This is a genomic window from Paraburkholderia ferrariae NBRC 106233, from assembly GCF_000685035.1.
Classification (GTDB): Bacteria; Pseudomonadota; Gammaproteobacteria; order Burkholderiales; family Burkholderiaceae; genus Paraburkholderia; species Paraburkholderia ferrariae.
In genome coordinates this window covers 165,959-188,715 of record NZ_BAYB01000013.1, presented here as the reverse complement: position 1 = coordinate 188,715, position 22,757 = coordinate 165,959, and the positions used below count along the sequence as shown (strand labels likewise).

General features: G+C 64.2%; 19 protein-coding genes. 11 read left to right on the top strand and 8 right to left on the bottom strand.

The window, feature by feature from the left end; all coding sequences use genetic code 11:
• The first annotated feature begins 31 nt into the window (after positions 1 to 31).
• The 7 genes from BFE01S_RS16080 to hutG all read left to right on the top strand — a co-directional run bounded on the left by BFE01S_RS16080 (position 32) and on the right by hutG (position 7,556).
• Entirely contained in the window at positions 32 to 1,102 is a 1,071-nt protein-coding gene (locus BFE01S_RS16080; RefSeq protein WP_028226403.1) for an ABC transporter substrate-binding protein, read from the top strand.
• Between the two features lie 77 nt (positions 1,103 to 1,179).
• Complete coding sequence (locus BFE01S_RS16075; RefSeq protein WP_028226402.1) at positions 1,180 to 2,013, top strand: ABC transporter permease; 834 nt, start codon at positions 1,180 to 1,182, stop codon at positions 2,011 to 2,013.
• Entirely contained in the window at positions 2,010 to 2,861 is an 852-nt protein-coding gene (locus BFE01S_RS38845; RefSeq protein ID WP_042337754.1) for an ABC transporter permease, read from the top strand. Before BFE01S_RS16075 ends, BFE01S_RS38845 begins: the two co-directional genes overlap by 4 nt.
• Before the next feature lie 14 nt (positions 2,862 to 2,875).
• Complete coding sequence (locus BFE01S_RS16065) at positions 2,876 to 4,036, top strand: ABC transporter ATP-binding protein (protein WP_084169939.1); 1,161 nt, start codon at positions 2,876 to 2,878, stop codon at positions 4,034 to 4,036.
• Between the two features lie 28 nt (positions 4,037 to 4,064).
• The gene (locus tag BFE01S_RS16060; RefSeq protein WP_028226401.1) at positions 4,065 to 5,501 is read left to right on the top strand and encodes an FAD-binding oxidoreductase; all 1,437 of its coding nucleotides are present in this window, start codon (positions 4,065 to 4,067) and stop codon (positions 5,499 to 5,501) included.
• A gap of 7 nt (positions 5,502 to 5,508) precedes the next feature.
• Positions 5,509 to 6,747, top strand: a complete 1,239-nt coding sequence (locus BFE01S_RS38840; RefSeq protein ID WP_084169937.1) for an alpha-hydroxy acid oxidase — start codon at positions 5,509 to 5,511, stop codon at positions 6,745 to 6,747.
• Between the two features lie 5 nt (positions 6,748 to 6,752).
• Positions 6,753 to 7,556: an N-formylglutamate deformylase gene (gene hutG, locus BFE01S_RS16050; protein ID WP_028226400.1), complete on the top strand. Its 804-nt coding sequence runs from the start codon at positions 6,753 to 6,755 to the stop codon at positions 7,554 to 7,556.
• Between the two features lie 174 nt (positions 7,557 to 7,730).
• On the opposite strand, the gene BFE01S_RS16045 is transcribed toward hutG, so the two are convergent.
• Genes BFE01S_RS16045 through BFE01S_RS16030 form a run of 4 tightly spaced genes read right to left on the bottom strand, consistent with a single transcriptional unit; the run spans position 7,731 to position 11,257 of the window.
• Positions 7,731 to 8,660 (bottom strand): electron transfer flavoprotein subunit alpha/FixB family protein, encoded by a 930-nt coding sequence (locus BFE01S_RS16045; RefSeq protein ID WP_028226399.1) that lies wholly within the window; start codon positions 8,658 to 8,660, stop codon positions 7,731 to 7,733.
• Positions 8,661 to 9,410, bottom strand: coding sequence for an electron transfer flavoprotein subunit beta/FixA family protein (locus BFE01S_RS16040; RefSeq protein WP_028226398.1), 750 nt, complete (start codon positions 9,408 to 9,410; stop codon positions 8,661 to 8,663).
• Positions 9,411 to 9,453: 43 nt separating this feature from the next.
• Positions 9,454 to 10,059, bottom strand: coding sequence for a HutD/Ves family protein (locus BFE01S_RS38835; protein WP_052420901.1), 606 nt, complete (start codon positions 10,057 to 10,059; stop codon positions 9,454 to 9,456).
• A 10-nt stretch (positions 10,060 to 10,069) separates the two neighbouring features.
• Positions 10,070 to 11,257, bottom strand: a complete 1,188-nt coding sequence (locus BFE01S_RS16030) for an NAD(P)/FAD-dependent oxidoreductase (protein ID WP_028226397.1) — start codon at positions 11,255 to 11,257, stop codon at positions 10,070 to 10,072.
• A 414-nt stretch (positions 11,258 to 11,671) separates the two neighbouring features.
• On the opposite strand from BFE01S_RS16030, the gene BFE01S_RS16025 reads away from it, so the two are divergent.
• The 4 genes from BFE01S_RS16025 to BFE01S_RS16010 all read left to right on the top strand — a co-directional run bounded on the left by BFE01S_RS16025 (position 11,672) and on the right by BFE01S_RS16010 (position 17,329).
• Positions 11,672 to 12,748 carry an ABC transporter substrate-binding protein gene (locus BFE01S_RS16025; protein ID WP_028226396.1) on the top strand — a complete coding sequence of 359 codons (1,077 nt, stop codon included), beginning with the start codon at positions 11,672 to 11,674 and terminating at the stop codon, positions 12,746 to 12,748.
• Positions 12,749 to 12,798: 50 nt separating this feature from the next.
• On the top strand, positions 12,799 to 13,872 hold the full coding sequence (locus BFE01S_RS45045) for a hypothetical protein (protein ID WP_052420900.1): 1,074 nt from the start codon (positions 12,799 to 12,801) through the stop codon (positions 13,870 to 13,872).
• Positions 13,873 to 13,904: 32 nt separating this feature from the next.
• Positions 13,905 to 15,485, top strand: coding sequence for an AMP-binding protein (locus BFE01S_RS16015; RefSeq protein ID WP_042337752.1), 1,581 nt, complete (start codon positions 13,905 to 13,907; stop codon positions 15,483 to 15,485).
• Between the two features lie 170 nt (positions 15,486 to 15,655).
• On the top strand, positions 15,656 to 17,329 hold the full coding sequence (locus tag BFE01S_RS16010) for an electron transfer flavoprotein-ubiquinone oxidoreductase (protein ID WP_028226394.1): 1,674 nt from the start codon (positions 15,656 to 15,658) through the stop codon (positions 17,327 to 17,329).
• 92 nt (positions 17,330 to 17,421) lie between these two features.
• Here BFE01S_RS16010 and pruA read toward each other — a convergent pair whose 3' ends face one another.
• The 4 genes from pruA to BFE01S_RS15990 form a co-directional block, all read right to left on the bottom strand.
• Positions 17,422 to 19,032, bottom strand: a complete 1,611-nt coding sequence (pruA, locus tag BFE01S_RS16005) for an L-glutamate gamma-semialdehyde dehydrogenase (RefSeq protein ID WP_028226393.1) — start codon at positions 19,030 to 19,032, stop codon at positions 17,422 to 17,424.
• A 235-nt stretch (positions 19,033 to 19,267) separates the two neighbouring features.
• Positions 19,268 to 20,269 (bottom strand): LysR family transcriptional regulator, encoded by a 1,002-nt coding sequence (locus BFE01S_RS16000; RefSeq protein WP_028226392.1) that lies wholly within the window; start codon positions 20,267 to 20,269, stop codon positions 19,268 to 19,270.
• A gap of 75 nt (positions 20,270 to 20,344) precedes the next feature.
• Positions 20,345 to 21,229, bottom strand: coding sequence for an N-formylglutamate amidohydrolase (locus tag BFE01S_RS38825; RefSeq protein ID WP_063834421.1), 885 nt, complete (start codon positions 21,227 to 21,229; stop codon positions 20,345 to 20,347).
• A 186-nt stretch (positions 21,230 to 21,415) separates the two neighbouring features.
• Positions 21,416 to 22,570: a porin gene (locus BFE01S_RS15990; RefSeq protein ID WP_028226391.1), complete on the bottom strand. Its 1,155-nt coding sequence runs from the start codon at positions 22,568 to 22,570 to the stop codon at positions 21,416 to 21,418.
• Positions 22,571 to 22,757: the final 187 nt, after the last annotated feature.

The window sequence follows — 22,757 nt, the reverse complement described above, 5'->3', positions numbered from 1 at the left end:
ACCGAGACCATCGATACCAAGAGGGATTTTCATGTCATCCGATAACAACATCATGCTTCCGCGCCGTCGCTTTCTTCAGGCGGCGGGCGCCACGCTACTCACGGGGGCCGTTGCCGCACCGATGATCGTCACGTCGCGCAAGGCGGCGGCCGCGACCAACCTCACGGTCGTGAGCTGGGGCGGCAACTATCATCAGGGTGTGGAAGAAGCGCTCGCGAAACCGTTCGAAAAGGAGTTCGGCGTACACGTGACGCTCGTCGACACGCCTGATCTCGCCCGCGTCAAGGCGCAGGTGATGACCAGCAACGTGCAGTGGGACGTGTTCGATGCCGTGGGCCCGATGGCGATGACGGGCGCGAAGAACGGCTATTGGGAGCCGCTCGATCCGGCGCTGTTCGACCAGCACGACCTGATCGCTCCGATGACGAAATTCGCCGTGCCCTTCTACGGCTTCACAGGAGGAATTTGCTGGGACAACAGCAAGTATCCGGCGGGCAAGCACCCGGAAACCTTCGCCGATTACTTCGACGTGAAGAAGTTTCCCGGCCAGCGCACGCTGCGCAACCGCGCGAGCGAAACGCTCGAAATCGCCTTGCTCGCCGACGGCGTACCGCCGGAAAAGATCTATCCGCTCGACGTGGAACGCGCATTCCGCTCGCTCAACCGCATCAAGCCGTATATCGGCAAATGGGTCGATCAGACGCCACAAACGGTCTCGCTCGTGGAGACCGGCCAGGTCGATTACAGCTATACCTATTCGACGCGCGTGAAGGCCGCGCAGGAAGCGGGCAAACCGATCGACTTCTCGTTCAAGCAGACGCTCACCGGCCTCGAATATCTCGTGGTCCTGAAGAATGCGCCAAACAAGGCAAGCGCGATGAAGTTCGTGCAGTTCGCGATGCGTCCCGACCGCCAGGCCGCGCTCATGGATTATCTCGGCAACACGCCGGCCAGCAAGAAGGCGCTGCCGCTCGTCAAGCCCGACGTGCGCAAGTGGCTTTCGGACCCTGGCAACAAGATGAACCTCATCAGCAACGACGTCTGGTGGGCCGAGCACTACGACGAACTCACGCTGCGCTTCAAGGAGTGGGTGCTGTCGTAACGAGGCAGGCAAAAAAGCCGTCGCACAAGCGGCGGCCGCGCGGTTTGCAGTGGGGCATTTCAGCAGTGGGAGGAGTGATGAAAGGCAGAAAAGATGGGTTGCTGTACGTCGGCCCGGCAACGGTATTTTTATTTCTCGTGGTGTTCGTACCGCTGATGTACGTGGTGTACACGAGTGTCTGGGTGAATGACGGCCTGTCGCTTTCTGCCTATCGACGCCTTTTCGGCAGTGAACTCTTTCTGCGCACTTTGTGGTCGACGTTCCAGATCAGCATCTGCGCCTCTCTGTGCAGCCTGCTGCTCGGTTACCCCATCGCCATGCATCTCGCGAAGCAGACACCGAAAAAGCGCGCGCTCTACATGGTGCTTGTGCTGGTGCCGTTCTGGACCAGCATTCTCGTGAAGAGCTACGCGTTCACGGTCCTGCTCGGCCGCGACGGGCTCGTCAACAAACTGCTTTCGGTGCTGTTCGCCACGCAGGTGCAATTGCCGATGCTGTTCAACCGCTTCGGCGTGATGGTCGGCATGACGAACTATCTGATTCCCTTTATCGTGTTTCCGGTGCTCGCCAGTTTGCTCGCCATCGATAAATCGCTGTACCGCGCCTCGGAAATTATGGGTGCGAAGCCGCCGCGCATTTTCTTCCGCATCACGCTGCCTTTGTCGATGCCCGGGGTGGCTGCCGCCGCGTTGAGCACTACGGTCATGTCGATGGGCTTCTTCGTGATTCCCGCGCTGCTGGGCGGGCGCAAGGACGCGATGATGTCCAATCTCGTGGACTTCTACACGCGCGAAACGATGGACTGGAACATGGCGTCCGCCATCGGCGTGATTCTGCTCGGTATCGTCACGCTCGCGGCGCTCGGCGCGGAGTGCTTCCAGAAGCGCGATTCGAAAAAGGTGATGGCATGAGCACGTCGATGCGAGCAAGTCTGCCGGCGGTCCGGCGCGGTGTGGTGGTCGATGGTCTCGCGCGCCGTTATGCGGGGCTACGCAACGTCATCGCCATTCTGGTGTACGTGTTCATTCTGGTGCCCACGCTTATCGTCATTCCGATTTCGTTCGGCGGCGACGGCGAGCTGACGTTCCCGCCGCGCGTGTGGTCCACGTCGCTGTACGTGCATCTGTTCACATCGGACAGCTGGGTCGGCCCGATCCTGCAAAGCCTGAAAGTGGCCAGTCTGACGATGCTGGTTTCGGTGCTGCTGGGCGTGCCCGCTGCGTACGGCCTCGTGCGTCACGAGTTTCCCGGCAAGCGTTTCGTGCTGCTCCTGCTCATGAGCCCGATTCTCGTGCCCGTGATCGTGATGTCGCTCGGCCTGTATCTGTATCTGTCGCGCCTGCATCTGGTCGGCTCCACGCTCGGCCTCGTGATGAGCCACGTCGCTTACGTCACGCCGTTCATGATGATGACGGTGATGGCCGGCGTGAAGAAGCTCGACCCCGCGCTCGAATTCGCCACCACGATCATGGGCGCGAAGCGCAGCACGGTGTTCTTCAAGGTGGTGCTGCCGCAGCTTCGTCCGTCGATTCTCGCGGGCGCGCTGTTCGCGTTCCTGGTGTCGTTCGACGAAGTCGTGATCGCGTGGTTTCTCACGAGCCCGGCCACGACCACGCTGCCGGTGCGCATGTACAGCAGCATCCAATGGGATATTTCGCCCGTGATCGCGGCCGTCTCCGCGTTGCTTACGTTGCTTTCGCTGATTTTCTGTTGCGTGTCGGTTTGGCTTCAGCCGGCTGCGCCCGAGTCGTCGCATTGAGGTTGGAGAAATACATGTCATACGTTCTACTGGATAACGACGGCCGTCCGCAGGCCGCCGCCGCGCACGCGGGTCATGCGGCGAGCGTCGCGGCGACGCAGCGTAACACGGAGGACATGATCGTCTTTCGCGGCGTGGGCAAGCAGTACGGCGGCGCGGTTGCTCTGCATCCCACGGACTTTTCGATCCGCAAGGGCGAATTCCTGAGCCTGCTCGGACCGAGCGGCTCGGGCAAGAGCACGATCCTCAACATCATCGCGGGCGCCGTCGCGCCGACCGAAGGCACTATCGTGCTCGACGGCAAGGACGTGTCCACGGTGCCGCCGCGCGAGCGTGGCCTCGGCATGGTGTTTCAGAACTACGCGCTGCTGCCGCATTTGAATGTGTTCGACAACGTGGCGTTTCCGCTGCGCATTCGCGGTGTGGCGAAGTCGGAGATCCAGCAGCGCGTGCGCAATGCGCTGGAGCGCGTTGGCCTGACCAGTTACGAGCATCGCAAGCCACGCGAGATGTCGGGCGGCCAGCAGCAACGCGTGGGCATCGCGCGCTGCATCGTTTATTCGCCTTCGGTGATTCTGATGGACGAGCCGCTCGGCGCGCTCGACAAGAAGCTGCGCGACCAGTTGCAGGGCGAGATCAAGCGCCTGCATCGCGATCTCGGCACCACGCTGGTTTACGTCACGCACGATCAGGAAGAGGCGCTCAATCTCTCCGACCGCGTGTGCCTGATGAACGGCGGCCGCATTGCGCAACTCGGCACGCCTGACGAACTGTACTTCGAGCCCGTCAACGAGTTCGTCGCCGACTTCGTGGGCGAGTCGAACCTGATCGAAGGCGTGGTGCAGGCCGATGGCGTGGTGCGCGTTTCCGCGAACCGCGTGCTCAAGGTCCGCAGCACGGAAGGGCACGCCATCGGCGCGAAGGTGAGGGTGCTGGTGCGCCCCGAGAAGATCGACATCGTCGAGCAAATGTGCGCGGAAGACGACAATACGTGCGCGGGCACCATCGCGCAGGTCTCGTTCGTGGGCGGCATGACGCGTTTCGAGCTGACGCTCGCGGACGGCGCGACGCTGCTCGTGAAGGGCATTTCGGCGCGCGCGGCGGAGCGCGCGAACGTCGGGCAGCAACTGGCCGTGCGCTGGGCGGCGCGCGACGCCGTGGTGTTGAGGAAGTGATCGACTCATGAATCAAGCGAATCAAGCGATGAATCAAACGACGATTGTCGAAGCGATGCGCGAACTCGCGGGCGTCGCCAACATGCTGGAAAGCGACGCAGACATGGCGCCGCATCTGATCGACTGGCGCAAGCGCCATTCGGGCCGCGCCGCGTGCGTGGTGTTTCCGCGCGATACGGCGCAGGTGTCGAAGGTGCTGGCGTGGTGCGACGCGCGCGGCGTGAAAGTATTTCCGCAAGGCGGCAACACGAGCGTGTGCGGCGGCTCGGTGCCGGACGCCTCGGGCAACAGCATCCTGCTGAATCTCGCGAAGATGAATCGCATCGTCGAGATCAACGCCGACAACAATTCGATGACGGTCGAAGCGGGCTGCATCCTCGCCGACCTGCAACAGGCTGCGCTCGACGTCGACCGCATTTTCCCGCTCACGCTCGGCGCCGAAGGCTCGTGCCAGATCGGCGGCAACATCGCCACGAACGCGGGCGGCACCAACGTGCTGCGCTTCGGCAACACGCGCGATCTCGTGCTCGGCCTCGAAGTCGTGCTTGCCGACGGCCGCATCTGGAACGGCATTCGTACGCTGCGCAAGAACAACAGCGGCTACGATCTGAAGAACCTGTTCGTGGGCGCGGAAGGCACGCTCGGCGTGGTCACGCAAGCCGCGCTGAAGCTGTACCCGCGACCGCGCGCGATAGCCACGGCCATGATCGGCGTGGCTACCGTGAACGACGCCGTGCAGGAAGGCCTCAAGCTTCAGGCGGCGTTTCCGGGCGAACTCGTCGGGCTCGAACTCATCTCCCGCAGCGAATTCGAAATCTCGCTGCGTCATGCCGCGAAGGCGCGCAATCCGTTCAGCGAAACGCCTGAATGGATGGTGCTGGTCGAACTGGCCGCCTCTTCCGGCGACGACGAAGCCATTGCCGCGCGCCTGACCGACGCGCTCGCGCCGTCGTTCGGAGCGGGTGTGATCGTCGACGCCATCGTGGCCGCGAGCGCGCAGCAGCGCGCGGACCTGTGGCACATCCGCCATCACGTGACCGAGGCGAACGGCCGCGAAGGCATGGGCCTCACGCACGATATCGCCGTGCCCACGTATCGCATTCCCGACTTCATGGCCGCCGCGGAACAGACGCTCGCGGAGCATTATCCGCAGGCCAGGCAGGTTGTGGTCGGTCATATGGGCGACGGCAATCTGCACTACATCGCCATGTTTTCGCATGAATACTGGGCGAGCGTGACCGACAAGGCCGGCACGCAACTCGCGCTGAGCCATCGTCTTTACGACATCGCCGCGAGCATGGGCGGCACGTTCAGTGCGGAGCACGGCATTGGCTCGCTGCACGTGCCCGAGATGTCGCTGTACAAGGACGCCAACGAAATCGCGCTGATGCAGCAGATGAAGCAACTGCTCGATCCGAACGGCACGATGAATCCGGGACGCGTGGTGCCCGCCGTGGCTGCGTAGGCGCGCGATGGCGTATTCCAACGTTGCCGATTACCGCGAAGCGGCCCGCCGCTATTTGCCCGACTTCGCGTGGTCGTATCTGGAAGGCGGCGCGGAAGAGTCGATCACGATGCGGCGCAATCGCGCGGCGTACGAGTCGATCGCGTTTGCGCCGCAAGTGCTGGTCGACGTCACGAACGTGAGCACGCAAACTACGCTCGGCGGTAGCGCGGCCGCGTGGCCCGCCGTGGTCGGCCCGACCGGTTTGAACGGCTTGTACTGCCGCGGCGCCGAGGAAGCGCTCGCGCGTGCGGCGCACGCGGCGGGTTTGCCGTTCGCGCTTTCCACGGCGTCCACCAGCCTGCTCGAAGACGTGCGCGCGGCCACCGACGGCGATCTCTGGTTGCAGCTTTACGTGCAGCAGGATCGCCGTATCGCCGAGGACATCATGGCGCGTGCGCGCGCCGCGCGGTTTTCCACGCTGCTGCTGACCGTGGATACGCCCGTGACGGGCCAGCGCGATCACTACGCGCGCACGGGTTTCACCTTGCCGCTGCGCTGGACGCCGCGTTTGTTGTGGGACATCGCCACGCATCCGCGCTGGCTCGCGAAAGTGGGCGTGCACGGCGTGCCGCAACTCGTGAATCTCGCGCGCAGCGCGCGACTCGGGCCTGGCATCGCCGAACAGGCCGCCGCGCTCGGGCGGCAGATGGACACCTCGCTCGATTGGCGCGACATTGCGTGGCTGCGTCGACATTGGCCCGGCAAGATTTTCATCAAGGGCATCCAGACCGCCGCCGACGCCGCGCTCGCTTTTCAGCATGAAGCCGATGGCGTCGTGCTCTCGAATCACGGCGGCCGCCAACTGGACGGCGCGCTGAGTTCCATCGACATTCTCGCGCACACGGCGGCCATCGCGCCGCGCGGCGCGGAAATTCTCGTCGATGGCGGTATCCGGCGCGGCAGCGATATTGCCAAGGCCGTTGCGCTGGGCGCGAAAGGCGTGCTGCTCGGCCGCGCGCCGCTCTACGGTCTTGCCGCCGCGGGGCAGGACGGCGCGCGCGGCGTGCTGGCGTTGCTGCACAAGGAATTCGACATCTGCATGCGTTTGCTCGGCTGCACGAGCATCGCGGCGCTCGGCGCGGATCGTCTCGCTGTGCATGGCGGCGCGCTGGCGGCGGTATCGGCGCCAGCGCCGCAGGTGACCCGCATGACGACCATGACCGGTGCCACGCAGGCTGCTCCCCTCAACGTCATCGCAACATGACCCGCATGACTTTCCCGATCTTCGATTTCCAGCGCGGCACCGTGCCGTTGCTCATTTCCATCCCTCATCTTGGCACGGCCATTCCAAACGACGTGCGCCCGCAACTCACCGACATCGCGAGCGAAGTCGCGGATACCGACTGGCATCTCGATCGTCTTTACGGCTTCGCGCGGCAGATGGGCGCCTCGGTGCTGGGCGCGCGCGTGTCGCGCTATGTGATCGATCTGAACCGGCCGCCTTCGGGCGAAAGCCTGTATCCGGGCCAGACGACCACGGGTTTGTGCCCGACCGAAACGTTTCGCGGCGAGCCGTTGTATCGCCATGGCGCGGGTGTGGATGCCGCCGAAGTCGCGCGCCGTCTCGAACAGTACTGGCGACCGTATCATGCGCAATTGCGTTCGGAACTCGACCGCCTTGTCGCCGAATTCGGCGCGGTGCTGCTGTGGGAAGCGCATTCGATCGCGAGCGTGCTGCCGCGCCTGTTCGAAGGCAAGCTGCCCGACCTGAATCTCGGCACGAACAGTGGGCTCAGTTGCGACGCCAGCGTGCTCGAAGCGATCACGGCCACGCTCGGCGACCAGCCGTTCACGTGGATCGCCAACGGGCGCTTCAAGGGCGGCTACAACACGCGTTTTTATGGCGAGCCGAAACAGGGCGTGCACGCGGTGCAGCTCGAAATGTGCCAGTCCACGTATATGAGCGAGACCGCGCCGTTCGCGTATTTGCCGGAAGTCGCGGGCAAGGTCGAGCCGGTGGTCGGGCGCATGGTGACGGCGGCGCTCGACGCGGTGAGCGCGCTGGCACGCTAAGCACTACGAGCAAGCGGTATCGACGAAACAAAGCGGCGCGGCCCGCTTTTTTATTGGGCGCATGTCGCAACGTAGGCGCGAAAAAAACCGCCTTCGCGAACGAAGACGGCGAACCTGCTACTGCGTGAGGATTCGGTGAAACGATAACCACGCGGCGCGCACGCCGCGTCGGTATTACAGCGCTTGCGCGAGCGCGGGCACCGCTTCGAACAGATCGGCGACCAGACCGTAGTCGGCCACGCCGAAGATCGGCGCATCGGCGTCCTTGTTGATGGCGACAATCACCTTCGAATCCTTCATGCCCGCGAGATGCTGGATCGCGCCCGAAATGCCGACCGCGACGTACAGTTCCGGCGCGACGATCTTGCCGGTCTGGCCCACTTGCAGATCGTTGGGCGCGTAGCCCGAATCCACGGCCGCGCGCGACGCGCCAATGGCCGCGCCCAGTTTTTCGGCGAGCGGATCGAGGCGCGCGAAGTCTTCCGCGCTGCCAAGGCCACGGCCGCCCGACACCACCACGCGCGCCGAGGTCAGGTCCGGCCGGTCGCTCGCGGCGATCTCGCGGCGCACGAACGTCGCAAGACCCGTGTCGGGCACGGCCGGCGCTTCGGCAATCGCCGCGCTGCCACCTTGCGCCGCGGCCGCTTCGAACGCGGTCGTGCGGATCGTGGCGACCTTCACGGCGTCGCCGGATTGCACGGTGGCGATGGCGTTGCCCGCGTAGATCGGGCGCTGGAACGTGTCGGGCGCGTCGATGGCGATCACGTCCGAGATCTGCGAGGCGTCGAGCTTCGCGGCCACGCGCGGCGCGACGTTCTTGCCGAATGCGGTGGCCGGAAACAGCAGATGCGTGTAGTCGGGCGCGAGCGCGAGCACTTGCGCGGTGACGTTTTCCGCGAGCGCGTCGGCGAGATGCGGCGCGTCGATCAGCACGACCTTGTCCACGCCCGCCGCCTGGCTGGCGGCTTGTGCCACGGCGCGCGCGTCATGACCCGTCACGAGCACGTGTACGCTGTTGCCGATCTGCTGTGCGGCGGCGATCGTGTGCAGCGTCGCGGGCTTCAGTTGACCTTCGCCGTGTTCGGCGATCACGAGAGTTGTCATTCAAATCACCTTCGCTTCGTTCTTGAGTTTTTCGACCAGCGCGGCCACGTCCGGCACGATCACGCCGGCCTTGCGCACGGGCGGCTCGACCACCTTGAGCGTCTTCAGGCGCGGCGCGGGATCGACGCCGAGCTGCTCAGGCGTGAGCGTTTCGAGCGGCTTTTTCTTCGCCTTCATGATGTTGGGCAGCGTGACGTAGCGCGGTTCGTTCAGGCGCAAATCGGTCGTGACGATGGCGGGCAGACGCAGCGAGATCACTTCGAGACCGCCGTCCACTTCGCGCGTGACGGTGGCCGTGCCGTCGCCGATCTCGATGGCGCTCGCGAAGGTCGCCTGCGGCCAGTCGAGCAGGGCGGCGAGCAACTGGCCGGTCTGGCCCGCGTCGTCGTCGATGGCCTGCTTGCCGAGAATCACCAGTTGCGGCTGCTCTTTGTCGATCACGGCCTTCAGTAGCTTCGCCACGGCGAGCGGCTGCAATTCCACGGCGGTTTCCACCAGAATGCCGCGATCCGCGCCGATGGCGAGCGCCGTGCGCAGCGTTTCCTGGCTTTGCGCCACGCCGCACGACACGGCCACGACTTCGCTCGCGTGGCCCGCTTCCTTGAGACGCGTGGCGGCTTCGGTGGCGATTTCGTCGAAGGGGTTCATCGACATCTTGACGTTGCCGATATCGACGCCGCTGCCGTCCGCCTTCGCGCGGACCTTCACGTTGTAATCGACGACGCGCTTGACTGCGGTAATCACTTTCATGCTGGTTTCCTCGGGATACTAAAAAGCGCTCAAATCCATTCGTTCATGTCAATGCCGACGCCGATGCTCCAGGCGACAGCGTGACGAGCACGATGCGCGCATTCGCTGCGTTCGCCGCGAGCGGCGCGACGCGCAAGGGCGCGCGCAACGTGTCGAACATGGCGTAGCGGCCCGCTTCGAGCTGCGTGTTCGCGGCGCCGTGCGTGGCGATCTCGCAGACGCCGTCGAGCGTGAGCACGAGGGCGATGTCGCCGGCCGCAACGGTTTCGGGCGCGGTGAGTGCGCGCACCTTCACGCGATACCGCTGTGTTGTGCTCATCACGTTGAGCACCGTGACCGGTCCGTTCACGAGACGCGCGTTCCACGCGGCGTTGCCCGTGTATTCCACCGCTTCCTCGGGCGCGAGCGAAACCTCGAGCGCGCCTTCGCGCAACACGACGCCCGCGCCGCGCAACACGAACGACACGCGCGTCATGCCGACAAAGCGCGAGTACGGGCCGTCGCGCTCGACTTCGGCAATGCTGATGCGCCAGGCGCCGCCGCTATTGCCACCGCTGTCGTGCATGGCCAGCGTGCGCGTGACGCCGCCGCCGTTGCGCCACGCTTCGGGCGGCAGCGCGGCGAGCGAGCGCGGTTCAGGCGAATTCATCGCATTGCCTTTACGACACTGCGCCGAGGCCGTACTTGCCCGTGAGCAGCGCGCCGGTTTCGAAACGTTCGATCGAATACGGGGCGAGCGAGACGTCGGTGGGCAGGCCGAGCGCTTCCTGGGCGAGCACGCGGCCCACGGTGGGCGAGAGCTTGAAGCCGTGGCCGGAGAAGCCATAGCCGACCACGAGGCCTTCGATGCCGGGCAGGCGACCCAGTACCGGATTCCAGTCGGGCGTGACGTCGTACACGCCGGTCCACGACGAGGCGATGCCCGCCGTTTCGTATTCGGGGAAGCGCTCGGCGACCTGCGCGCCCACTTCCACCACGTAGTCCATGGGAATGTCGCCTTGTTCGGTTTCTGCGGCGCCGAGTTTTTCGCCCACGATGCCTTCGCTCACGAGCATCTGGCTGCCGCCGTAGCTGCGGTAATAGAGCATGCCGGGCGAGGCGAGGTCCTTGAACACGGGCATTGAGAACGTGTACTTGGCCGCTTCGCATTCGAGCGTGAGCACGGCGTGGCGCTCGGGCATGACGGGCAGATTGCGGCCGGTCCAGCCCGCGAGTTCGGGTGTCCAGATGTTCTGCGTGCTGATGACGGTGCCCGCCGCGAAGTCGCCCGCGCTGGTCGAAACGCCCACCACGCGGTTGCCCTCGAACAGGATCTTGTTGACGGAGACGTTCTCGCGGATCGTCACGCCGCCGCGCCTGGCGGCGCGCGCGAAGCTGGTGGCGACGAGATACGCGTCGGCGAAACCGGCTTCGGGCTCGTAGCCGATCAGCGCGGCGTCGTCGAAACGGGCGATCGGCAAGAGTTCGTGCGCGGCTTTCGCGTCGAGCAGTTCGAGCAGCACGCCTTGGGCTTTTTGTTGTTCGAGCGAGGCGCGCAGCGGTTCGAGCTTGTCGCCTTCGCTCGCCACGATCATGTAGCCGCACTTCACGAGTCCGCACGACGCTTCTTCGTCGCCGAGATACGCCGGAAAGTTGTTGAACACGTCCCAGCTCTTGAGCGCGAGTTCCACGTTTTCCTTGACGGAATAATGGGTGCGCAAGATGCCCGACGACTGCGACGTCGTTCCGGCGCCTATCGTGCCGCGATCGAGCACGAGCACGTTCTTCGCGCCGAGCTTCGCCAGTTGAAATGCGACGGAACTGCCGATCACGCCAGCGCCAATCACGACCACATCATATTTGTCCACAGTTTCGCGTCCTTTCCTGAGCAAAGGGTATGGAGCGAAGTGTGGAACGCCATAAACCGCGGGCGGCCAATATAAGCAGGACAGATGATTAGTAAAAGCGGCTGTCGCGCTGGCGCGCCGCACGGGGCGGTTTGCGCGGGTTTCGACGCGAATGACGGGCGCGGATTCGTGGCTTTTGCCGGATTTTGGCGTCCGGCCACGCGCCCGCAACCCCGGGAATTCCGCTGTCGCGGCGGCGTACCACAGGATCACCACGCCTTATTCATTAAATAAGGATTCGTACTCGATACGGCCCACCGAATTCTGGCTGCATAGCGTGACTGTCACGGCTCGCTCCACGCAGCACCCAGAACCGGCTAACTCGCCGTGACTCGCCGGGCATGTCATTCCAACCCCAGTGTGAGAAGACCCGCTATGTCAAAGCTTCGAAAGGAAGGCGTTTCAACGGGACGCAGGCAATTCGTCTCGGGTGTCTCCAGTATTGCAATCGCGGCGGCCGCCGCTCCGGCCATTCTCACCTCGAAAAAAGCCCATGCCGCCGGCGGTCAGATGACGCTCGTGAGCTGGGGCGGCGCGTACCGGCAGGCCGTGGAAGAGTCGGTCGTCAAGCCGTTCATGAAAGAAACGGGTGTGCAGGTCACGATCATCGACACGCCCGATCTCGCCAAGCTCAAGGCGCAGATCCAGACCAACAACGTGCAGTGGGACGTGTTCGACGCGCCCAATGCGCTGGGCGTGGCGGGCGCGAACGCGGGCTTCTGGGAGCCGCTCGATCTCGCGATGTTCGATCGCGGCGATCTCGTCATCGACATCAAGAACAATTTGCTGCCCTGGTACGTGTTCGTGGGCGGCATTGCGTGGGACCCGGCGAAGTATCCGGCGGGCAAGCATCCGCGCAATTTCCGCGAGTATTTCGACGTGAAGGCGTTTCCGGGCCGCCGCACCTTCCGCAACCGGCCGAGCGAAACCTTCGAGGCCGCGCTGCTCGCCGACGGGGTTTCGCCGAAGCATCTGTATCCGCTCGACGTGGATCGCGCCTTTCGCGTGCTGGAGCGCATCAAGCCGAACGTGGTGAAGTGGATCGACCAGACGCCACAAACGCTCACGCTGCTGCAAACCGGCGAAACCGACTTCAGCTACACCTACGCGTCACGTGTGAAGCCCGCGAAGGCCTCGGGGCAGTCCGTCGACTTTTCGTTCGAGCAGACCGTCAACGGTTTCGAATATCTCGCCGTGGTGAAGAACGCGCCGAACAAGGCCAACGCGATGAGGTTTCTCGCCTTCGCCGCGCGCCCCGACCGCCAGGCTGCGTTCATGGAATTGATCGGCAATACGCCGGGCAGCAAGAAAGCGCTCACGCTGATGAGCCCCGAAAGCCGCAAGTGGATTCCCGACCTGCAGTCGGAAAACAGCGTGCTGATGGACGATTCGTGGTGGGCGAAGAATTTCGACGAAGTCACGCGCCGCTTCAAGGAATGGACGATGTCGTGATGCCGGTGAATCGCAGTGCAAACGTAGTGAACAGGGAAACAGGAGGCAGTATGGAAGCAAAGCAGTTCGGCAGCGAAGACATGACGGCGCTGAAAAAACGCGTGGATATCGCGGGCGCATTCGGCTGGTCGGTGGTCTCGGGCGTGACGGCCATCGTGCTGCGCGAGAAGGGCGAAGCGGCGCTCAACAACGTCTGGCGCACGCTGATGGCGGCGGAGCAGTCGCAGCGCTTCGTGGAGGCGCTGGAGAAGCTCGGCATTCGCAACGATCCGCCCGCCGTGACGGCCGCGAAGTATCACTATTTCAGCAATTCGATCGGCGGACTCACGCTGCAATATGTGGAAGAAACACCGAAGAAAGTGTGGATTCGCTATATGCCCCCGTGGGGCACGTTCCCCGGCATTTCCGCGTTGACGGTTCCTTCATCAGTACGGCGAACGATTCTGTCGACGTGGCACCCGCGCAATGGCGAATTGCTGGGCTGCCCGCGTCTCGGTTGGGTCGCGACCAAGTTCGTGGCGGAAGGCCATCCGTACGACGAAGGCTATTTCATGGAGTACGACCACCATTTGCGGCCCGAAGAACGCTTTCGCGTGGAGCATGTCGATCATTCGCCCGAGTTCGACGCGGCGAAAGCGCCTAAGCTCGACCCGGCGCAATGGCCCGAGGCGCGCATCATGAAAGGCAGCGCGAACTATGCGGCCGACTACGTGAAGCACGCGATCGAAGTGATCGTGGCGCAGTTTGGCATGCATACGGCGAGCCATATGATCGCCTCGGCCATGAAACTGCTGGCGGTGCAGTTCACGCCTTCGCTGAAGGCGTCCACGGAAGTGGAAGGCAACAGCCCGGCTGCGCTCGCGCAAACTTACGCGACGATCATCGGCGCGTTCAAGAATGCGCCGCAGTGGAGGTCGCTGGGCGACGACGTGGCCGAGTTGAGCTTCGAAACCCTCGAGCCGTTCCCGTATCCGCATTCCGCACAGATGCGCGCGGCCGTGTTCGCGTTCTTCGACATGAGCGTGCGCACGCTCAACGGCCGCGTACGGCTCGACCGTCACTACGACGCTGCGAGCGGCTTCGAGCGCTGGACCTTCACCGACACGAAAACGTGGCTCTGGTAAGCGGCCCCGCCAACGCAACGAGGATACGATCGATGTCGCAATCGACTGTGCAATCGAGTGTGCATTTCTCGGCGGATGACAACATCCCCAAACTGCTGCGCGACTGCGCGGCAGTCAATCCCGGCCACGTGTTCTGCCGCTCGGGCGACATCGCGCTGAGTTACGCCGAACTCAACGCGCGCGTGAACCGCCTCGCCAACGGCCTTGCGCGCGCTGGCGTGCGCGCGCAAACGCGCGTGGCCGTGATGCTTTCGCATCATGTCGATCACGCGCTCGCGTACTTCGCCCTGTGCAAGCTCGGCGCGGTGCAGGTGCCGGTCAACGTGCATCTGAAGGGTGCGGTGCTCGAACATGTTTTGACCGATTCCGAGCCTGCGTTTGCGCTGGCCGACGACGTGTTCGCGCCTGCGTTGGAACCGGCGGCCGCGCGCGTGGCGGGCTTGCGCACGATCTGGCGCACGGCGGCGGGCGGCGGCGAATTCGCGCAACTGCGCGACGACGCCGACACGGCCGAACCGGCATACGAGGCGCACGATGCGGACTTGCGCGCGATTCTCTACACCTCGGGCACGAGCGGTCCCGCCAAGGGCGTGCTGATGAGCGACCGCATGGTTCGCGCGGCGGCGCTCGGTTCGTCGTGGATCGGCTCGATCACGCCGGGCAGCGTGCTGCACTTCTGGGACCCGATTTATCACGTGTTCGGCAGCGAAGTGCTCGTGATGGCGCTGATGCAGCCTATTACGCTCGCATTCGTGCCGCGCTTCAGCGCCTCGGGCTTCTGGGACGAAGTCGAGCGTTATCGCGCCACGCATCTGCACTTCGTTGGCGGCGTGCTGCAACTGCTGCTCAAGCAGCCGCCTTCACCGCGCGACCGCGCGCATACGGTGCGCATCGCGTGGGGCGGCGGCGCGCCCGTGGAAGTGTGGCAGGCGTTTGAGCAGCGCTTTGGCATTCCCGTGCGCGAAGGTTACGGCATGACGGAAACGTCGAGCTTCAGCGTGGTGAATCTCGACGGCCCGATCGGTTCCATCGGCAAGGCGGTGGACTATTTCGACGTGGAGATAGTAGGCGACGACGACGTGCCGCTGCCGCACGGGTCGGTGGGCGAAATCCGCGTGAAGGCGCGCGAGCCCGGCACCATCACCGAAGGTTATTTCCGCAACCCGGAGAAAACGCGCGAAACCTTGCGCAACGGCTGGCTCTACACGGGGGACCTAGGCCGCGCGGACGCGGCGGGTTATCTGTACTTTCTCGGCCGCAAGAAGGACAGCGTGCGGCGGCGCGGCGAAAACATCTCGGCGTGGGAAGTCGAGAACGTCGCGAACGGCCATCCCGATGTCGAGGAAAGCGCGCTGATCGGCGTGACCAACGAATTCGCCGACGAAGACTTGAAGCTGTTCGTCAAGCTGCGTCCGGGCGCGAGCACGTTCACGCCCGAGGCGTTCGTTACGTGGTGCGAGGCGAACATGGCGAAGTTTCAGGTGCCGCGCTTCATCGCGCTCGTGGACGAGTTTCCGAAAACGCCCACGCAGCGCATCCAGAAGCAGTCGTTGTCGAAGCGGATCGACGATTGCTGGGACGCGCTCGCGCCAGCGAGGCTAACGCAAGCTTGAATGCTGCATAAGCGGAGGTGATGTCGCGCGCTTCCGGTATCTGGCGACGTAGGATGGCGTGCAGTCCGGCCGTGCCGTTTCGCGCGGTGCGTGCCGGGACTTCCACAAGACCGCGACGCGCGTTTCGATCGTGCGTCGTGGCCGTCCCGCACAGTCACATATCGGTCGAAATGAACACGAATAACTTCGCAGCGCAGTTTGGCCCGCGCGAATCGATGGAGTACGACGTCGTTATCGTCGGTGGAGGGCCGGCCGGTTTATCTGCCGCCATTCGCCTCAAGCAGATGGCGCAGGAACGCAACGCGGAAGTGAGCGTGTGCGTGCTCGAAAAAGGCTCGGCGATCGGCGCGCACACGCTGTCGGGCGCGGTCATGGACCCGCGCGCGCTCGACGAATTGATTCCCGACTGGAAGGAACGCGGCGCGCCGCTCGACGTGCCCGTGACCGAAGACCGCTTTTTGTTTCTCTCCGAAAGCGGCGCGAAGCCGGTGCCCAACTGGCTGCTCCCCGACAACTTCAAGAACCACGGCAATTACGTGGTGAGCCTCGGCAACGTGACGCGCTGGTTCGCGGAACAAGCCGAAGCGCTGGGCGTGGAAATCTTCGCGGGCTTCGCGGCGGCTGAAGTGCTGTACGGTGAACACGGCGAAGTGCGCGGCGTGGCCACGGGCAACATGGGCGTGGGCAAGGACGGTGAACCGACCGCGAACTTCCAGTCCGGCATGGAACTGCACGCGCGCTATACGCTGTTCGCCGAAGGCGCGCGCGGCCATCTCGGGCGCGAACTCATCGCGCGTTTCAAGCTCGATCAAGACGCCGATCCGCAAGTCTACGGCCTCGGCATCAAGGAACTCTGGGAGATCGATCCGGCGCAGCACCAGCCTGGTCTCGTGATCCACACGGCCGGCTGGCCGCTGCAAAGCGACACGTACGGCGGCTCGTTTCTCTATCACCTGAACGACAACCAGGTGGTGGTGGGCTTTGTTGTGGGGCTGGGCTATACGAATCCGTATCTGTCGCCGTTCGAGGAATTCCAGCGCTACAAGACGCACCCCGCGATCCGGCGTTTTCTCGAAGGCGGGCGGCGTGTGTCGTATGGCGCGCGCGCGATCGCAGCCGGCGGAATCATGTCGATGCCGAAGCTCGCGTTCGCGGGCGGCGCGTTGATCGGCTGCGAAGCGGGCATGCTCAACGCTTCGCGCATCAAGGGTAGCCATGCGGCGATTGCGTCGGGCAAGATGGCCGCGCAAGCCGCGTTTGATGCACTGCAAGCGGGGCGCAGCCACGATACGCTCAGCGCGTATCCGCAAGCCTTCGAGCAATCCTGGCTCAAGGAAGAACTGCATCGCGCCCGCAACTTCAAGCAGTGGATGAGCAAGGGACTTTACGTCGGCAGCATGATGGTCGGTCTCGAACAGAAGGTGTTGGGCGGCCGCGTGCCGTGGACGCTGCATCATCATCATTCGGATAACGAAACATTAAAGCCGGCGGCGCAATGTAAACCCATTGAGTATTCGAAGCCCGATGGCAAGCTCACGTTCGACCGGCTCTCCTCGGTGTTTCTGTCGAACACGAACCACGAAGAAAACCAGCCCGTGCATCTTACGCTCAAGGACGCGAGCGTGCCGGTGCGCGTGAATCTCGACCGTTATGCGGGGCCGGAAGCGCGCTTCTGCCCGGCGGGCGTGTACGAGTTCACGGAAGCGCCGGCGGGCGGGCGCGCGCTAGTCATCAACGCGCAGAACTGCATTCACTGCAAGACCTGCGATATCAAGGACCCGACGCAGAATATCGTGTGGGTCACGCCCGAAGGCGGCGGCGGACCGAACTATCCGAACATGTAAAGCAAAAGGGCTCATCGTGACGATGAGCCCTTTTTTCAAGGCATCCCGACGGATGCCGGGATGCGATATCCACCGCGCGCTTACGCGTTCATTCAAGCGCCGAAGCGCCACTCGCGCGTGGGCAGGTAAGTTTCCTTCACGACGCGCGGCGAGGCCCAGCGCAGCAGGTTCAGATACGAACCGGCCTTGTCGTTCGTGCCGCTCGCGCGGCCGCCGCCGAACGGCTGCTGGCCGATCATCGCGCCCGTCGGCTTGTCGTTGAGGTAGAGGTTGCCCGCTGCGTTGACGAGCACGTCTTCGGCTTGATGCAGCGCGAAGCGGTCGGTGCAGAAGATCGAGCCGGTGAGGGCGTAGGGGCTCGTCGAATCGATCAGCGCGAGCGTGTCGTCCCACGCATTGTCTTCGTAGACGAACACCGAGAGAATCGGCCCGAACAGTTCCTCCGTCATGAGCGCGTGCTTCGGGTTGCTCACTTCGAGCACGGCCGGCTCGACGAAATAGCCCGGTTCCGTCCACGTCTTGCCGCCGCTCACGAAGGTCACGGCCGAGTCGTCCTTCGCCGCGGCCAGCACGCGGCTGAGCTTCTGGTGCGAGGCTTCGGAAATCACCGCGCCCATGAACGTGCTGAAGTCGGCCACATCACCCACTTTCAGCTCGGCGAGACGCGCGCGCAGTTCGTCGCGCACCTGCGACCACAGGCTGCGCGGAATATAAGCGCGCGAAGCGGCGCTGCACTTCTGGCCTTGATAGCCGAACGCGCCGCGAATCAGGGCGATGGCCACTTCCGACGGATGCGCCGAGGCATGCGCGAGCACGAAGTCCTTGCCGCCCGTTTCGCCCACGAGGCGCGGAATGGTGCGGAACGAGTCGACCTTCGAGGCCACGCCTTTCCAGAGCGACTGGAACACGGCCGACGACCCCGTGAAGTGAATGCCGGCGAGATTGGGCGAGGCCATGGCCACGCGCGTGGTGAGTTCGGCCTCGCCCGGCACGAAATTGATGACACCCGGCGGCAGGCCCGCTTCTTCGAGCGCTTCGAAGAAGATGTAGTTGGCGAGCGCCGACTTTTCCGAGGGCTTCCACAACACGGTGTTGCCCATGATCGCGGGCGCCGTGGTCAGATTGCCGCCGATGGCCGTGAAGTTGAACGGCGACACGGCATAGACGAAGCCTTCGAGCGGACGCCAGTCGGTGCGATTCGCGGCCGTGGCCACCGACATCGGCTGCTCGGCGTACACGCGCTGCGCGTTATAGGCGTTAAAGCGCAGGAAGTCGATCAGCTCGCAGGCGCTGTCCGGCTCGGCTTCTTCCACGGTCTTGCTCTGGCCGAGCATGGTGGCGGCGTTGATCTTCATGCGCGAACGCGTCGCGATGATGTCGGCGGCGCGATGCAGGATGGTGGCGCGGCTCGCATGCGTGAGTTTGGCCCAGTCCTTCGCTACGCGCTTGCCGCTCGCGACCGCTTGCTGGATCTGCGCTTCGGTCGGGCGGTGAATGCGGGCGAGCAGGCGTTGCGTGTCGTGCGGCGCGCGCACTTCCACGACATCGTTCGAGTAATAGCGCTGGCCGTCGATCACGGTGGGAATTTCGACGACGTCGCGCTGTTCGAGCGACTTGCGCAGTTCCGCTTGCGCCTGCGTGCCCGTGCCGAAATGCAGTTCGGGTTCGTTCGCGGGCAGCGGGAATTGAGGACCTGAAATCACACTGGTTCCTTAGGGAAGGGGATTCGAAAACACCGCCGGCGTTGCGGTTTGCGAGCGGCGCTGCGCGGTGGCGCGCCGCTCGTCGCCGAAGGCGAGGCTCAGTGTCCAGACTAGCGGCTACGCGGTGCGCGCAGCGTTGCTAAACCTCGACTTATGCTTTGGATCGGCGAGCGTTATGGAACAAGCCGGAACAAGCCGGAACAGGCCGACGCGAGGCCGCAGGACGCCGCGCGCGTCATTCCTCATCGGCGATACAGACTTCCTCGGGCGCGAGCGCGAGCGCCTTGGCGATATCGCGGGACACCTGACGTTCGAACGCGCGCTTAAGCAGATCGTAGAGATCGGCGGGCAGATGGCCGAGTTCGTTCTCGCGCGAGGCGAGGAAGAACGAGCGGCTCAGGCCCTGGTACGGCCGGCCGTGGCGCGAGAACGACGAGAGCGCGACCACGCGCAGGTCGGGCACGTAATGGCGCGACTGCCACAGGCACAGCGGCGTGGTTACCGCGAAGCCGAGCCCAGCGGCCACGAGACTCAGCATCGGGTCGGTGGCGTCAAATTCGCAGGTCCGCTCGATGTTTTCGGCGTTGGCGGCGAGATACGCGTCGATATGCTGGCCGATCACCGAACGTGCGCTGTAGCGGATCAGTTGCAACTGGCGACTGAGTTCGGTGAGCGTGGTGAAGCGGTCCACTTCGAAGCTGCGCGGCAGCACGACCACATAGGGCTCGGAAAAGAGCTTCTGGCGGCGAATGCCGGGTGCCTGCGAAAGCTCCGTAGTGGTCACGGCCATGTCGAGCTGGCGCGCGTCGAGCTGCGCATCGAGCGTGGGCGTGATGCCCGACCACAAGCGGATTTGATGCGAAGTGCCAGCGAGCGCCTTGATGATGATCGGGCCGATGGTGGCCGCGAACGAATCCACGCAACCGAGCCGCACCACGACGCGTTTCGCGCGCGTGACATTGCGCACGGCTTCGACCATCTGGTCCGCGCCTTGCAGCAGCACCGTGGCATGCTCGAACAGGCGCTGACCGGCGGCCGTGGGGCGCGCGGGGCGCGTGGCGCGGTCGAGCAGCGTGGTGTCGAGGATGGTTTCGAGCGCCTTGATGCGTTGCGAGACGCCCGCTTGCGAAATGGCGAGGCGGCTTGCCGCGTCGGAGATCGAACCCGATTCGACCACGGCGACCCAGCTCGCGAGCAGATCCCAGTCCGGATAATGTTCAGGTGCGCTTTCTTTCATGGTCGCCTGCGACGTGACAGCCAAAATGTTAACACGGTTGCCTGAGTGCCTCTATTGGGGAAAGGCGCATGGCGTTTACTTCGGCAACCGGTCGGCGTGGGCGGGCGTCGCTGGCGCGCGGGGCGATGTCGATGCGGAGGTCGTTGCGTCGGCGGCGGGCGCGGTGGGCAGGCGCACGAGCGCGTTTTCCAGCGCATCCAACAGCGCGCCGAGCGTGGCCGTGGCTTCGGCGCCTTCCTGCTGTTCGCGCTCGTATTCGAGTGCGCTGCGCCAGCGGCCCGCGATCTCCATTTCGACGGCATGCACGCCTTCGCCCGGCACGCCGTAATGCTGCGCCGCGAACACGTCGGCGACCTTGCCGTTCACGACCCACGAGCGGCCGTGCTCGCCCACGGTGTCGGTGAGCGCGGAAACGAGCCGGCGGTCGCACGAGCGCCCGCGATTGCTGCCGATGTTGCAGTCGAGCGCGCCGCTCTGGTTGCGATATGGCGAAAGCCAGTAGCTCGCGTGCGAGACGAGCAGCAGCACGTTGGCATGCAGGCCGCGCAGGCGCGCGATTTCCGCTGCCACGGCGGCATGAAAGGGTCTCCAGTAGTGATCGACGCGAGCTTCGACTTCGCGTTCGGAAGGCGGGTGAGAGTCGTCGTAGAGCGGCTCGCCGCGCGACGTATGCGTGCGGCACAGGCCGCTGCGGCTCAGGCGCAGCGACAGCGGACGGCTTTCCGTCGCCACGTTGAAGTCGATCACGCACGGGTGATAGCGCGCGCCGATGGTGGTGATGCCGCGCTTTTCGGCGAGCGCTTCGAGCGCGAGACCCGCCGGATCGGCCATACGTCCCTCGATCGCGGCCCATGACGCGTTGTCCAGCAACTCGCCGGGAATGCGGCTACCGCTATGCGGCGTGACGAGGACAAGCGGTGAATCGGCACGAAAAACGTGCCCGAAAGCCAGGCTCTGCATGTTCAATACCTCGGGTTCGCTTGCGCGCGTGATTCGCAGGCAGCGGCGCGCCAGCCTCGGGCGCGGCGCGCGTTGCCCAACGGTAGCCGAACCCGCGGTGAAACGCCGGTGCCTAAGCGGCGCTGTTCCTAACCATAAGCGCTGCTTACGCAAACATGCCGGCGTTCGCGGCCGCTGGAGGCGGCGTTAGAAGCGGTGCCGCATCCCGACAATCGCCAGGACCTGGTTTTGCGTGGTCGAAGCGGAGAGGAAGTTGATGTTCGCCACCGCTTTCGCGCCGGTAGAATCGGTGCCGGACGCATGCTGATACACCGCGTCGGCGTACACGTCGGTGCGCTTCGAGAGGAAGTAATCGGCGCCGATCACACCCTGGTGATATTTCGCGCTGTTCACGCCATAGCCCTTGGTGTAATCGTAAGCCGCGCCCAGCAGCAGTGCGGGCGTGAGCTGGTAGCGGAAGTTCGCTTCGACGTTGTGGAACTTCGCGTCGCCGCCCGCGCCCGTGGCGGGCAGACCTGCGAGTGCGCCGATGTCCTTGAACTGCGTGTTGCTGTACGTGAGGCCGAAGGTCGCGGCTTGGTACGTGTACTGCGCGCCGGCGACGATGATCTGCTGCGTTTTCGCCGAGGCATAACCTGAGTACACGCGGCTCGACGTCATGTTCGACGCCGCGGTGCTCGACGTGGAGTTATTGCCGAAGTACGAGTAGTTCGGGTCCTTCGCGTTGAGGTACGACACGCCCAGCACGAGCGGCCCGTGTGCGTAGTTTGCGCCGAGCGACCAGATCTGGTTGCGGTTGAACTGGCCCGCCACGCCGCCGAGGCTGTAGAGGCCGCCGAACGTGAAGCCGCCGTACGAGAGGCTCTTGTACTTGATCGCGTTGTTGACGCGATTGGTGCCGTTCAGGTTGTCGAGGTCGCCCGGATGCGCGCCGAAATATGGCGACCACACGTTGGCGGCTTCGAACATGTAGGTGAAGTCGGTGACCGAGTCGTACTGACGGCCGAGCGTGACCGTGCCGAGATTCGCCGAAGAAAGTCCCACGTACGCCTGACGGCCGAATTCGTCGCCGCCCTGGCCGAGCTTGCCGTTTGTCACGCTGAAGCCGTTTTCGAGCACGAACAGCGTCTTGAGGCCGCCGCCGAGATCTTCCGTGCCGCGCAGGCCCCAACGGCTGCCCTGGATGTTGCCGCTGCCCATTTGATACTGGCTATGGCCACCGGCGTTGTTGGCGTAGATCACGCCGACGTCGATCAAGCCGTACAGCGTGACGGAGCTTTGGGCGTGTGCAGCCGTGGCGAATGCGAGCGAAATTGCCGCTGCAAAAAGATGTTTTTGCATGTGTTGGTCTCTGCGGTTGAAATGAAAAGGACGCCAGCGAAGCAGTGGGTGACGTCAGCCGCTCGCAGAGTAGGGAAGTCAAAATAGTCGGTCGCGTAGAGGACAGTGCAACTTATTCTGAAAATAAGCGCGTGTGATATTCGCGCGGCAGCAGCGGTGTGGAGCGATCTTCGCGTGGTTCGTGTTG

What these genes read in the sequence shown, in the direction of transcription:
- BFE01S_RS16080 (WP_028226403.1), top strand. Translation starts at nt 32, where the DNA reads ATGTCATCCGATAACAACATCATGCTTCCGCGCCGTCGCTTTCTTCAG.
- BFE01S_RS16075 (WP_028226402.1), top strand. Translation starts at nt 1,180, where the DNA reads ATGAAAGGCAGAAAAGATGGGTTGCTGTACGTCGGCCCGGCAACGGTA.
- BFE01S_RS38845 (WP_042337754.1), top strand. Translation starts at nt 2,010, where the DNA reads ATGAGCACGTCGATGCGAGCAAGTCTGCCGGCGGTCCGGCGCGGTGTG.
- BFE01S_RS16065 (WP_084169939.1), top strand. Translation starts at nt 2,876, where the DNA reads ATGTCATACGTTCTACTGGATAACGACGGCCGTCCGCAGGCCGCCGCC.
- BFE01S_RS16060 (WP_028226401.1), top strand. Translation starts at nt 4,065, where the DNA reads ATGAATCAAACGACGATTGTCGAAGCGATGCGCGAACTCGCGGGCGTC.
- BFE01S_RS38840 (WP_084169937.1), top strand. Translation starts at nt 5,509, where the DNA reads ATGGCGTATTCCAACGTTGCCGATTACCGCGAAGCGGCCCGCCGCTAT.
- hutG (WP_028226400.1), top strand. Translation starts at nt 6,753, where the DNA reads ATGACTTTCCCGATCTTCGATTTCCAGCGCGGCACCGTGCCGTTGCTC.
- BFE01S_RS16045 (WP_028226399.1), bottom strand. Translation starts at nt 8,660, where the DNA reads ATGACAACTCTCGTGATCGCCGAACACGGCGAAGGTCAACTGAAGCCC.
- BFE01S_RS16040 (WP_028226398.1), bottom strand. Translation starts at nt 9,410, where the DNA reads ATGAAAGTGATTACCGCAGTCAAGCGCGTCGTCGATTACAACGTGAAG.
- BFE01S_RS38835 (WP_052420901.1), bottom strand. Translation starts at nt 10,059, where the DNA reads ATGAATTCGCCTGAACCGCGCTCGCTCGCCGCGCTGCCGCCCGAAGCG.
- BFE01S_RS16025 (WP_028226396.1), top strand. Translation starts at nt 11,672, where the DNA reads ATGTCAAAGCTTCGAAAGGAAGGCGTTTCAACGGGACGCAGGCAATTC.
- BFE01S_RS45045 (WP_052420900.1), top strand. Translation starts at nt 12,799, where the DNA reads ATGGAAGCAAAGCAGTTCGGCAGCGAAGACATGACGGCGCTGAAAAAA.
- BFE01S_RS16015 (WP_042337752.1), top strand. Translation starts at nt 13,905, where the DNA reads ATGTCGCAATCGACTGTGCAATCGAGTGTGCATTTCTCGGCGGATGAC.
- BFE01S_RS16010 (WP_028226394.1), top strand. Translation starts at nt 15,656, where the DNA reads ATGAACACGAATAACTTCGCAGCGCAGTTTGGCCCGCGCGAATCGATG.
- BFE01S_RS16000 (WP_028226392.1), bottom strand. Translation starts at nt 20,269, where the DNA reads ATGAAAGAAAGCGCACCTGAACATTATCCGGACTGGGATCTGCTCGCG.
- BFE01S_RS38825 (WP_063834421.1), bottom strand. Translation starts at nt 21,229, where the DNA reads ATGCAGAGCCTGGCTTTCGGGCACGTTTTTCGTGCCGATTCACCGCTT.
- BFE01S_RS15990 (WP_028226391.1), bottom strand. Translation starts at nt 22,570, where the DNA reads ATGCAAAAACATCTTTTTGCAGCGGCAATTTCGCTCGCATTCGCCACG.